This window comes from Chthoniobacterales bacterium, assembly GCA_018883245.1.
Taxonomy (GTDB): domain Bacteria; phylum Verrucomicrobiota; class Verrucomicrobiia; order Chthoniobacterales; family JACTMZ01; genus JACTMZ01.
On the sequence record VEQL01000058.1, the window covers coordinates 1 to 11573 of the forward strand.

Here is an 11573-nt window from a genome sequence, read left to right on the forward strand (position 1 = left end):
GACAAAGTCGGCGGCGAACTTCTTCCCGCCGGAGCCTTTCATCACTTTCGGCGTGAGGTCGAATCCGCGTTCTGCGCAGAAACCCGCCTCGAGCGGCGTGTAATAAACGGTGCAGAAAAAATAGTGCGACGCGGGTGGCTCGTCATAAGTCGCGTAGAGATCGCGCATCATTTCGGTGAAAAAACGCAAACCCTCCGCCGGGATGGCCTGCGGCGGAACGATGTCGGCGAATTTTTCCGGCGATGCGAGCAAACCTTCCTCCGGCGGGCGCGTGTTGAGCAGTTCGTGCCAAGTGACGACCGTCGCGCGGAGCGGGTTTGCCGCGAGAAAAAACGCTGCGACCGACAGCCTAAAGAGTTTCATCGAAGATTTTTTCCACCGGACGACCGCACAGGATCTCGATGGGCAGCTTTTCATGTTCGTATTCGTAGGGGGGCTGCTTCCAGGCGAAGTCGGACGGATACATCTCCCGCACCATGCGGAGGATTTCCAATCCGGTGCGCAGCGGTTGGAAAACCTTGCGATCGGTCACGTGCAGTTGCGCGCCGCGGCAGATCTGCCCGGCATATTTTTGGAAACCCGGTTCGAAGGCCGCTGCACGGAAATGAATCCCCGGTAGGCGTAGCGCATTCAGCCCGGCGCCAAGTTTGTCGCCGTCGATCCAAGGCGCGCCGAAAAGCTCGAACGGTCGCGTCGTCCCGCGTCCCTCGGAAAGGTTCGTTCCCTCGAGAAGACACATTCCGGGATAGACCACCGCTGTTTCGGGCGTCGGCATGTTCGGGGAGGGCATGATCCACGGAAGACCGGTCTCGTCGTGGTAATGCGCGCGGTTCCACCCTTCGAGCGGCAACACGGTGAGATCGACCGACGGCACCAACTCCTCTTGGAATTGCCGCGCCAACTCGCCGATCGTTTTGCCGTGACGAACGGGCAGGGGATGCAGACCGACAAAGGAGAGGTAGTCGCTTCGTTGCGGGCGACCCTCGGTGGTCAGTCCATCGATCGGATTGGGGCGATCCGCCACCACCACGGCGATGTTGCGACGCGCTGCGGCCTGAATGCAGAGCAGCATGGTCCAGATGAAGGTGTAATAACGCGCGCCCACATCGACCAGGTCGACGAAAATCACTTCAAGACCGTCGAGCATCTCGTCCGTAGGTTCGCGGTGTTCGCCGTAGAGGCTGTGCACGGGGACGCCCGAGCGCGGGTGACGATATCCGCTCCACTCGATCATGTTGTCCTGTGTCGTTGTTTCGAACCCGTGCTGCGGACCGAACAGCGCGGCGAGCTTGATGGCGCCCGCGGCGTCCATCTCTTCCAAGACGGAGAGCGTCGGGCGCAACGAGGAATCGGCCGAGGCGGCGTGGAGGAGGGCGCCGGTGCGGCGTCCGCGCAGGCGCGCGGGCCACAAATCCGGCAACCGGTCGACGGGCAAAACCACGCGGCTCATGGCTTCACCCGCGCGATGATCTCCGCCGTGATGTCGACCGCGCCGGGCGCGTCGATGACCTGCGGCAGCCCGTTGGCCGAAGCCGCCGATTTGTCCAGCACCAGTGCGTAGCCTCGCTCCGCGTTGAATTCGCGGATGACGCGCGCAATGTCGTCCATGATGCCTTCCTTGGCCTGACGGAACCGCTCCTCCAGATTCTTTTGGTTCGTGGTGCCGAGGTCCGCGATGAGCCGTTCGAGTTCGTTCGCTTTCTCCAATTCGAGCGCGGCCGCGGACTTGTTTCCCGCCCTGAGCAATTCCTGATGACGCTGCAGCGTGTCCTTCAGTGCTTTGGATTTGGCCCGGAAATCGTCGCGTGCCGCTTGGCGGGCCACGCTGAGCCTGGCCGTCTCCGTGGCGGTTCGCGGGTGGGCTTCGAAAACAGCAGTGAGGTCGACGACCGCGAAGCGCGGCGCCTCCGGTGAAGCGGCATGGGCAAAGGCCGCAAGCAGGAGGTGGGCGGGGAGAAGCTGCCTCAACACCCGGATTGCCTCGCACAAAAGGGATCGGCGATCAATGCCGTCCGCTGTTGCCAAAGGTCTGGCGACCGACGATGATGGACCAGATGAAAACATCCTCCCTCGCGCTCTTCCTCGCTCTTTCCGCCTCCGCTGCCCTGGCCCAGAACGCCCCCGTCGATTGGCTGACCGTTGCCACGGAGTTCTCGCAGGACGAAGCCGCGGCCGAGGCCAAATACCAAGGACAGATGCTCACGATCTCCGGGCCGGTCTCGGCCATCGCCGGTGGGGACGACACACTCGACGATCCTTCCGTTGCCGTGACGCTTTCCACGCAGGCCGGTCCCGGTCCGGATGTCAAATGCCTGTTCGAAAACGAAGACCTCGGACCGAACACCCAGCTCTATGTGCCCGACGACGGCAGCGAGGTCACCCTCCGCACGGTGGATCAGATCGGCAACGAAACGGGATCGCGTCCGCTCATCCAGACCGGCCAGCAGATCACGGTGAGCGGTTCCTATTTCGAGTTCGACGCGGGCGATATCGTCCTCCGCCACTGCCGTTTGATCCCCGCGGCGCCCGCACCGTAGGGTTTTTGCGCCCGGCGCAGTCCTTTGGTCTTGCCGCCGCGCTTTGGCGCGGTTCTTATGGCGGTTTTCCATGATCGTCACGACCGCACAATTGTTCAAAATCGCCTACGGCAAATACGCCGTCGGAGCCTACAACATCAACAACATGGAGCAGACCCTCGGCCTGTTCCAGGGCTGCATCGACAGCCAGGCTCCGTTCATCATCCAGCTTTCCAAAGGCGCCCGCAAATATGCCGACAAGCGCATGCTCGAGAGCCTCATCCGCACGGCCGATGCCATGTATCCCGAGGCGGTCTTCGCCGTGCACCTCGACCACGGTGACGAGGAGACTTGCTACGACTGCATCGACTCCGGTTTTTACAGCTCGGTCATGATCGACGCCAGCCATGCGCCCTTCGAAGAAAATATCGCCATCACCAAGCGCGTTGTTGATCGTGCCCACGCCAAGGGCATCAGTGTCGAAGCGGAACTCGGTATGCTCGGCGGCGTGGAGGAGGATATCAAAGTGGACGAGCACCATGCGTGCCTCACCGACCCCGATGAGGCGAAGGAGTTTGTCGTCCGCACGGGTTGTGACTCGCTGGCTTGCGCCATCGGCACCAGCCACGGCGCCTACAAATTCAAAGGCCAGCAAAGCCTCCACTTCGAAGTGCTTGAAAAAATCAAAGCGCTTCTTCCCGGCTTTCCGCTCGTCATGCACGGCAGCTCCAGTGTTCCGCAGGACGAGGTCAAGCGCATCAATGCCGCCGGTGGCAAGCTCGACGAGAGCGCCCGCGGTGTGAACGAGGCGGAATATCTCCCCGCGGCCAAACTTGGCGTGACAAAAATCAACATCGACACCGACGGACGCCTCATTTGGACCCGCGTGCACCGCGAATTTTTCCGCGACAAGCCTTCAGAATTCGACTTCCGCCCGCCGGGCAAGATTTTCGTCGAGGAATACGCGAAGTTCATCGGCCACAAGAACAAGATGCTCGGTTCCGCCGGGCAACTGCCAAACGTCCGCAAGGAACTCGGCGTCTAGTTTCACCCATGTCCTCCGTGGCCGGAGAGATGCGGAGCGAGATACGGGGGATTCTTTTTCACGAATCCACCATCTTGAGCCGCCTTGACGAGATGGCGGAGCAAATCTCGGGTGACTACGCCGGCAAGGAATTGACCGTCGTCGCGGTGCTCAACGGGAGCCTCATGTTCGGCGCCGACTTGCTACGCCGCATGGAAATGCCGCTGAGGCTGGATTGCGTCAGCGTTTCCAGCTACCACGGCGCTTCGACGACCGGAGTGGTGAGGTTCAATCAGGAACGCCTTCCGGATGTTCACGGCCGTCACGTGCTGCTCCTCGACGACATCCTCGACAGCGGCCATACGCTGCATGCCATCCGCGACAAGCTCATGAAAGAAACAAATCCCGTGAGCGTTAAAATTTGCGTTCTGTTGCGGAAGGACGTGCCGCGGGCGCGCGAACTCGAGGCTGACTACGTGGGCTTCGACATCGCCAACGAGTTCGTCGTCGGCTACGGTCTCGACTACATGGAGCGCTTCCGAAACCTGCCCTACATAGGCGTGGTGAGCGATCAAACCATCGCGAAATACGCGCCCAAGGGTTGACACGCCCCAACAGTCGCGCTAAATATCTTCCTTTAATCGCGGGGTGGAGCAGCCTGGTAGCTCGTCAGGCTCATAACCTGAAGGTCGCGGGTTCAAATCCCGCCCCCGCAACCAACTCTCCACCAACAGCTTAAGGAGATTTCGCGGCCCGGATTTTCCGGGCCTTTTTCATGGTGGTGACAAAATGGTGACAAACGTGCGCCCGAGGGGGCTTTGTCAGGCGCGGGGGAGCGGCTAGGGATTTGGTCTCCTCATGGCTGCCGCGGAGGATTTTCGGCTCGTTCTTCGGGAAGCGACGGTTTGCGCTCTTGGACCAGACCAGTTGCGCGGCGGCATAGTCGTCGGCGTTCATGTGGCCGATGACGCGGCTGTTCTCGAGTTTACTGACCTCGAGGGTCTTGAGTCGCTGGAAGAGTCGGCGAAGGTCGAGGGTTCCGCCGACGGTGAACCCGAAGAATATGTTCCAGAGCGCGACGAGCACAAAGAAGGCGAAGTTTCCCATGGTCCACCAGAAGACCGACCAGTCCAGGATGCGGTCGGCCTTGGTGTAGTGCTCGCTGAAGCCGAGAAGTTTCTGCGCCCATCTGCGTTGGTATTCCACTTCGACGGTCGGGGCGGCGGCGTCGTCTTGGCGCCTTTTGGCCGCGGTGGAGCATGCGATCCAAATTGAACTTCTGCTGGCAGGTGAGCAGAGAGACTCCGATGTAAGCGGCCACCGCGACGAGCGCGGCGCACTATATAATCTGGGGGCGATAAATTATGCTTACTATCGCACCGGCGTAAATTTGACCCCGACCGCCGTTACCAGCGGAACCAACCCCACCACGGCAGTGCACGACCAACCGGGCCCGCAAGGTCCCGCTGCAGTTACGTTGGCGGGCGGACTCAGTCTCTACAGCGCGATGGCGCAAGGTTGCAACGTCTGGGAGTGGAACGAAACAGCTGTGGGCGGAACGAACAACTTTGCTTTGGCCGACCGCATAGTTCGCGGTGGCTTCCGGCTTGGCTGCAGCATAATTGCTGCGGTGTCGGAGAAAATGAGAGCTGCTTTTGCTGTCCGCCACGGCAGCAGGAGACTTTGTCGCACAAGCTGTGACCACAGTTTTCTTCTGCGGTCGCACCGGTGTCAGAGGGAGGCCATGGCTCCGGCGACGGCCTCCAGTGCGTGGGCCAATTCGTCCTCCCCGTGGACCGCGCCGACATACCAGCGCCCATCGGGCAGGGTATAGACGCCCCGATGGAGGAGGGCGAGGCGGAAGGATGCGTAATGGCCGACATCAGCCTGCAGAGTGTCGCGGTAGTGGCGGGGAGGAGTGTGCAGGCCGAAGTGCACGCTGAAGACGGATCCTGATCCGCTCGTCACAAGTTTTAAACCCCGCAAGGCTGCAGCTTCCTCGATGGCTTTGCGCAGGGCACGCCCGTGGGTATGCATGCGCTCGAAGGTGTCCGGCACGGCCAGTGTGCGGATGGTGGCAGCACCAGCGGCGAGGTTGACCGGATTGCCGTTGTAGGTGCCGGCGTGGATGGTGCGGCCGTCGTCGAGGACACGGAAAATCTCCTCCCGTCCGCCCACGGCCGAAAGGGCAAAACCGGCCGCCATGGCTTTGGCGTAGACGGACAGGTCGGGCTGCAGTCCGAAATATTCGCGGGCTCCGCCCAGGGCCAACCGGAAGCCTGTGATCACCTCATCGAAAATCGAGACCGCGCCGTGGCGGCGGCAGAGGTCGATCACGCCGGCGAGGAAACCTGGTTCGGCTTCGCAGCATCCGCTATTGGCCAGGAGGGGCTCGGTCAGCACGGCGGCGATTTGTCCGGGATGCTCAAGGAAAGCCGCCTCGAGGGCGCCGAGGTCGTTCCACGGCAGCACCAGCGTGTCGGCGAACTCGCGGGCGGGCTGTCCTCCGCAGGTCGGCAGCGGCACGATGCCGTCGGAGGCTCGCGGACGGTAGCTGACCAGGACGTTGTTGAACCAGCCGTGGTAGTGGCCTTCGAATTTGACGAAGAGCGGACGCCCAGTGAAAGCCCGGGCAAGCCGGAGAGCGGCTTGAACGGCTTCCGAGCCGGTGTTGGAGAATATGACACGCTCCAGGCCCGGCACCGACGCTATCATCAACTCAGCCAGTTCGATTTCCCCCCGGTGCTGTGCCCCGAAGGCGAAGCTCCGCCCGAGCTGTGCGGTGACTTCCGCGATAATGGCAGGGTGGGCATTGCCGAGGATGAGCGGTCCCCAAGCCAGGGTGTAATCGAGGAGACGGTGGCCGTCCGCATCGATATACCACGCGCCCTCCCCGCGTTCGAAAAAGAGAGGGGCGGGGGCGCCGGCTTTGCGCATGCCGCTGGACACGCCCATGGCCAGCGAGCGTTTCGACCGCTCCAGGAGGGCGGCGGATTGTTCGGTGTTGAATGCAGGTGCGGCGGAGTTCATCGGGAAACGTGATGGCGGGCGGCGGTGACAAGGCTGGACCGGAGAAGTTCGCCGATGCGCGCGCGGCGCGACCGGGACAGGCGGGCCACGGGCACTGCGACGCTGATCGCGGCACGGACAAAGCCGAGGGTGGCCAGTGGAACCGCCAGGCAAGCGACGCCGGACACTGCGGCTTCCTCCTCCTCCGCCCAGCCTTGCCGTCGGAAAACGCGGAGCCGGGGCCGGAGAATCGCGGGGGAGAGCCGCCGGCCGTTCGCCGCAGCCTGGGTGTAGTCCGTGGAAACGAGGAGTTGTTCCTGTTCGTCCTCTGGCAGGGCCGAGGCGATGGCGAGCCCCACCGCGGTGAGATACCACGGTTCCCATGCCCCCGGGGAAACGATCATGCGCAGGGCGCGGGTCGTCTCGATGTAGTCGGCATAAACGATTCGGTGGTTGGAAAGCACGCCGAGGTTGACTGTTTCGTCGAGTTCGCCGTGCAAGCCCTCAAGGAGCGGGCGGACCATCCGCTTGAGCGTGGTGTTCGGATCGGACCCGGCCAACTGGGCAACGCGGGCCCCCAGCACGTGGCCACGGGCGCCGGCCGGTTGGTCGGCATAGCCCAGAGCATGGAGGACCTTGAGTAGACGGAAGGCGCTCGTTTTCGGCAGGCGGCACACCGCCGCTGCTTCGGCCAGGGTTACGGGGCGCTCCGACTCCGCGAGAAATTCCAGCAGACGGAAGGCCTTTTGCACCGAGGTCTCCACGCACCGCTTCCCTGGTCGTGCTACCACCGCGGCAGCGGGCCGCCGGTGCCGGTCGCGGGAAGGAGGAGAAATTGTGGGCATAAAATATTCCGTATAGTGGAACAAACAATTCTGTCCAGCGGTAAAAGCGGCAAGACTGGAATGCAGTTGGCGGACCGGGACGGGCGCTTCAGGGCGGACGTCTCAGGCCACCGCTCCGTTGTTCAACTGCATCGTTCCGGCTAAGGCAGCGGGTCGAGGGGGAAGACGGGGCGCTCGAGGTGGCGGTAAGGGAGTGTCGCGAGATCGCTGGTGCACGGGCCCGGGGTGGAAACGGTGTAGCTGCGGCGGGCGATACTGTCATAAGCCCGGCGATGCGCCACGGCGGCCTTGATGCCGATGAGTCCGAGTTCCGCGGGCTGGACGCCGACGCACAACCACTGGCCGAGGTCCATCGGCGGGGTCGGGCGCGAAGTGAGCAGCACGAGGTTGCCCTCGCAGGCCACCAGCACGGTCGGGCCCATGTCGATGCGCGTTCCCATCATGGACGCCAAATGGCTCTGGCAGTCGGCCAGATCGAAAATACCGTCGGAGTGGCGCAGGACTTCAACCTCGAGAGTCAGGGCCGGGCCGGAGAGTCGCGGATGTTTTCCGCCCACGGTCACGGTCGTTCGCCGTCCGGCCGGAACGCCTTGCAGCGACTGCACGGCTTCGGGCGCGTTGAGCACTACACCGGCGCCGCGCACACCTTGGCCCAGGAGCTCGTCAAGCACCCAGGTGGCATCGCCCGCCGTGCCGCCGCCGATGTTGTCCGCCGGCTCGACGATCAGCGAAGGATACTCGCCATGTTTCGCCGCGTCGCGCACGGCCTCCGACAAATTCCATTCGCGTGGAAGGCCCGCGGCGGCGTTGGCCAGGGCGTAGTCGGCCAGCTCTTCTCCCGCGCGCCGTGCGGCCTCGTTTCCTTCCGGACTGTCTTCCGTCACGATTTGGAAGGATATGCGCGTGAAAGGAGTGTCGGCCTGGGCGAACCCGGGGCAGATGCTGACGGCGACCACCGGGCCGCCTTCGTGGCGGCGGGCGATGGCGAGCAATCCCCGCATCGGTTCGTCGGCCGTGCCGGTTCCGGGCGGGGGCAGGATGACCGGCACGGTGCGCAGGTGCGTGCGGTAACGGGCGCGGGTGCGCATGGCTTCGTCCAACAGGGTCGCCGTGCGCACACCGGTCTCGGCCGCGTCGGTGTGCGGGTTGCAGCGGTAGGCGACGAGGATGTCGGCACCTGCGGCCATGGCCGGCGAGACATTGGCGTGCAGGTCGAGCACGGCTGCAACGGGAACGTCCGCCCCCCGCAGGTGCTCGCGCACGCGCGAGAGAAACAACCCCTCAGCGTCGAGGTGCGACCGCGTGACCATGGCGCCGTGAAGCACGAGGAAAATTCCGTCCAGACCGCCGCGCAGAGCGCGGGGCAGGTCCTCGTCCAGATGGCACAAGGCGGTGGCGAGGACTTCATCATCGACCATCGGGCTGGGGGAGGCATGTAGGTCGAAGGAGGGGACGATGTCCCAGCCGCGATCCGCCGCGAATTCGAGCGCCGCGCCGAGCACGGAGCCGTCGCCCCGGGCCAGCAGCACATCGCTCCTCGTTCGCGGGGCGAAGTCCGCCAACCCTGTGGTTCCAGGGGCGAAGGAGTTGGTCTCGTGGAAAAACCGGGCGGTGAAGACCCGCATGGGCTTAGGCCTCGAGTTGGACCGGATTGGTCAGCTTGCCAATCCCTTCGATCTCGATGGTCACGGAGTCACCGGGTTTGAGCCAGCGCGGCGGCTTGGCCGCCATGCCCACGCCGTGCGGGGTGCCGGTGAGGATGACGGTGCCGGGGGGCAGCGTGTTGCTCGCGCTGAGGAATTCGATGATTTGCGCCACGCTGAAAATCATGTCGTTGGTGTTCCAATCCTGGACGGTTTCGCCGTTGAGGATCGTGCGGATGGCGAGTCTTTGCGGATTGGGGATGTTGTCCGTGGTGACCAGGCATGGCCCGAGCGGGGAGAAGGTGTCGAAGGTTTTTCCGCGGCACCATTGACCTCCACCCCATTTGAGCTGCCAGTCGCGGGCCGAGACATCGTTGCCGCAGGTGTAGCCGAGCACGTAGGAAAGCGCGTCGGAGGCCTCGGCGTTTTTGCATGGCTTGCCGATGACCACGGCCAATTCGCATTCGTAGTCCACTTCGTGGCTGGCTGCGGTGACCGGAATTTCGATGGGGTCACCGGGGTTTTGCAGGGTGTTGATGCCTTTGGTGAAGAGGACGGGACGCTCGGGGGCCTGCATGCCCGACTCGGCGGCGTGGTGGCGGTAATTGAGGCCGATGCAAAGGATCTGGGTCGGCACCAACGGAGCAAGGAGTTTGGCCACATCGGCTTGGTCGCCGGTCTCGCGCAGTCCGGCGTAGAGGTCGCCGGTGCAGCGCACGGCGGAACCATCGGGTTTCTGCGAGCCGAAGTGAACGGCTCCCTGCGGGTCTAGGTAACGGATGATATGCATAGTTGTTCGGTTAATAGGTGGCGCGGCCACCGGTGAAGTAGAAAGTGAAGGCGGTGACGAAAAATTTTCCGGCGAAACGATGAACTCGCACATGGCCGCGATCTAGCCCTTCATGTCGCAGCGCCCCATGGGTATTTTTTTCGTTCATGTGTTTGCCGGTTCGGGTGGGTTCCTTGCCCTGAATCTTGGTTGTTCCGATGAGCGTATGCTTGCCGATGAAGCAGCAAGGCCTCCCGGCGACCTCTTCGTTCCATCTCGGTTGGGGTGAGGCGAAAGTCACAAGGATCAAGCGGCCTGCACCGCGGGGGATGAACCCGCCCCGAGGAGAAGGTCGCGGAGTATGATGGTTTCCGACACGTTGTCGGTGCGATTGCAGCCTTCCCAGTCGATCCAGACATACTCAAGGCACATCCAGCCGGGGTAGCCGCGTTGCTGCAGGGCGTCCCGGATGGCGCGAAAGTCGATCACGCTGTCTTTCATCGTGCTTTGCAGTTGTCCTTTGGCGCCGCCGCGCGCGTGGAAATGCGAGGCTTGCGGGATAAGGATATCGGCGGCCTGCGGCGGCATCCCCTGATACACAAAGTGACCGTAATCGAGGGTAAGCGTCACCCCGGCTTCCTGCACGAAGCGCAGAGCGGATTCCGGATCCGGGCACACCGAGCCGACGTGGGCTTCCACGGCAAACCGGATTCCGTTCTGCGCAGCATGTGACTTGCGCCAAGCAGCTTCGCTCACGGCAAGTTGCCAATCTGCGGCTTTTTCCGTGCCGCGATGCCACACGCCCGGCAAGCCCGTGAGATGGGCGGCGCCGATGCCGACGGCGAACTCAACTATGCCCCGGAACATTTCTCGGTTGGCGGCTCGAATGTCCGCATCGGGATCATTGGCCGCATGGACGGCCGGATCTTCCCCGGTCTGCAAGAACACATCGGCGACAGCCAATCCCCTGCGGTCGAGCGAGGACTTGATGCTCCGCATGGCCGCGGGAATATCCGCCAGAATTTTCTCCGGCGGCCAGTGCGATCGCCCCTTGAATACTCCGAGATCGACCCCGTTCAAGCCGAGGAGACCGATGAGCGCGAGGACATCGCCGTGCGGCAACAGGGGGAAGGTGAAATCGGCGCAGGAGAGTTTCACTGGACGCGATTGTTCATAAAGGGAGTGGCTGCTCATGGCAACCGCCGGCGCAGTCGCTCGAGCATGGTGGCAACATCCGTGCCTCCGGTGCGGCGGCATTGTGCGGCAGCTTCGGTGAAACCGCACTCGGCGAGCAGGCAGGCCATGCGTGCCTGCATTTCACCCAGGAAAAGCCTCTCGCGCTCACTGGCCGGCTGGCGCGACGGGCCGGGCTGGAATCCGCGCAGGGCCGCGCCCGCTCGGAAGCCTTCCGGAAAATTGCCGGCCCGCAGCATCGCTTCGATCAATTCGAGGACTTTGAACTGCACGCGGCGGCATTCGTCGTGGTTCCCCGAGCGGAAGTCCCGGTAAATTTTGAGGATCGGCTCGGGAATCACGCCGGAACTGGCGAGCGTGCCGCCGTCGCCGCCCATCATGAGCGTGGGGTAAAGGATCTCTTCGCAGCCCACGAGAATGGAGAAATCCTCGCGCGTTTGCCGCATGACGTTGAGTGTATGCAGGAAGCGCGGCATGTCGCGGCTGCTGTCTTTGGTGCCGACGATGTTCGGGCAGTCGGTCGACAGGCGGCGGATGACTTCCACGGGAATCTCGTTGGCGAACTGCGGGATG

14 protein-coding genes and 1 tRNA gene are annotated in these 11573 nt (G+C 63.2%); 4 read left to right on the forward strand and 11 right to left on the reverse strand.

The genetic code is table 11. The annotated features are described in order from the left end of the window. The 3 genes from FGM15_12785 to FGM15_12795 all read right to left on the reverse strand — a co-directional run. On the reverse strand, positions 1 to 363 hold a 363-nt coding region (locus FGM15_12785), incomplete at its 3' end, for a hypothetical protein (protein ID MBU3666734.1). Next, complete coding sequence (locus FGM15_12790; GenBank protein ID MBU3666735.1) at positions 350 to 1450, reverse strand: DUF1343 domain-containing protein; 1101 nt, start codon at positions 1448 to 1450, stop codon at positions 350 to 352. The genes FGM15_12785 and FGM15_12790, both read right to left, overlap by 14 nt. Further along, positions 1447 to 2064: an OmpH family outer membrane protein gene (locus FGM15_12795; GenBank protein MBU3666736.1), complete on the reverse strand. Its 618-nt coding sequence runs from the start codon at positions 2062 to 2064 to the stop codon at positions 1447 to 1449. Before FGM15_12795 ends, FGM15_12790 begins: the two co-directional genes overlap by 4 nt. Here FGM15_12795 and FGM15_12800 point away from each other — a divergent pair. The 4 genes from FGM15_12800 (at position 2043) to FGM15_12815 (ending at position 4259) form a co-directional block, all read left to right on the forward strand. Continuing rightward, on the forward strand, positions 2043 to 2537 hold the full coding sequence (locus tag FGM15_12800; GenBank protein ID MBU3666737.1) for a hypothetical protein: 495 nt from the start codon (positions 2043 to 2045) through the stop codon (positions 2535 to 2537). The genes FGM15_12795 and FGM15_12800 overlap by 22 nt on opposite strands. Before the next feature lie 70 nt (positions 2538 to 2607). Then, a complete protein-coding gene (locus FGM15_12805) occupies positions 2608 to 3561 on the forward strand; it encodes a ketose-bisphosphate aldolase (GenBank protein MBU3666738.1) in 954 nt (317 codons plus the stop codon). 29 nt (positions 3562 to 3590) lie between these two features. Continuing rightward, positions 3591 to 4145, forward strand: coding sequence for a hypoxanthine phosphoribosyltransferase (hpt, locus tag FGM15_12810; protein ID MBU3666739.1), 555 nt, complete (start codon positions 3591 to 3593; stop codon positions 4143 to 4145). Positions 4146 to 4182: 37 nt separating this feature from the next. Next, a tRNA-Met gene (locus tag FGM15_12815) sits at positions 4183 to 4259 on the forward strand. 16 nt (positions 4260 to 4275) lie between these two features. Here the strand turns inward: FGM15_12815 and FGM15_12820 are convergent. The 8 genes from FGM15_12820 to FGM15_12855 all read right to left on the reverse strand — a co-directional run bounded on the left by FGM15_12820 (position 4276) and on the right by FGM15_12855 (position 11572). After that, the gene (locus tag FGM15_12820) at positions 4276 to 4746 is read right to left on the reverse strand and encodes a hypothetical protein (protein MBU3666740.1); all 471 of its coding nucleotides are present in this window, start codon (positions 4744 to 4746) and stop codon (positions 4276 to 4278) included. A gap of 525 nt (positions 4747 to 5271) precedes the next feature. Further along, positions 5272 to 6570, reverse strand: coding sequence for an aspartate aminotransferase family protein (locus tag FGM15_12825; protein ID MBU3666741.1), 1299 nt, complete (start codon positions 6568 to 6570; stop codon positions 5272 to 5274). Next, entirely contained in the window at positions 6567 to 7394 is an 828-nt protein-coding gene (locus FGM15_12830) for an IclR family transcriptional regulator (protein ID MBU3666742.1), read from the reverse strand. The genes FGM15_12825 and FGM15_12830 overlap by 4 nt, the downstream gene beginning before the upstream one ends. A gap of 140 nt (positions 7395 to 7534) precedes the next feature. After that, positions 7535 to 9019, reverse strand: a complete 1485-nt coding sequence (locus tag FGM15_12835; protein MBU3666743.1) for a M81 family metallopeptidase — start codon at positions 9017 to 9019, stop codon at positions 7535 to 7537. Between the two features lie 4 nt (positions 9020 to 9023). Further along, the gene (locus FGM15_12840) at positions 9024 to 9827 is read right to left on the reverse strand and encodes a fumarylacetoacetate hydrolase family protein (protein ID MBU3666744.1); all 804 of its coding nucleotides are present in this window, start codon (positions 9825 to 9827) and stop codon (positions 9024 to 9026) included. Between the two features lie 10 nt (positions 9828 to 9837). After that, the gene (locus FGM15_12845; protein ID MBU3666745.1) at positions 9838 to 10107 is read right to left on the reverse strand and encodes a hypothetical protein; all 270 of its coding nucleotides are present in this window, start codon (positions 10105 to 10107) and stop codon (positions 9838 to 9840) included. A 5-nt stretch (positions 10108 to 10112) separates the two neighbouring features. Next, the gene (locus FGM15_12850) at positions 10113 to 11063 is read right to left on the reverse strand and encodes a sugar phosphate isomerase/epimerase (GenBank protein MBU3666746.1); all 951 of its coding nucleotides are present in this window, start codon (positions 11061 to 11063) and stop codon (positions 10113 to 10115) included. Further along, entirely contained in the window at positions 10997 to 11572 is a 576-nt protein-coding gene (locus FGM15_12855) for a dihydrodipicolinate synthase family protein (protein MBU3666747.1), read from the reverse strand. The genes FGM15_12850 and FGM15_12855 overlap by 67 nt, the downstream gene beginning before the upstream one ends. Between the last annotated feature and the right edge of the window lies 1 nt (position 11573).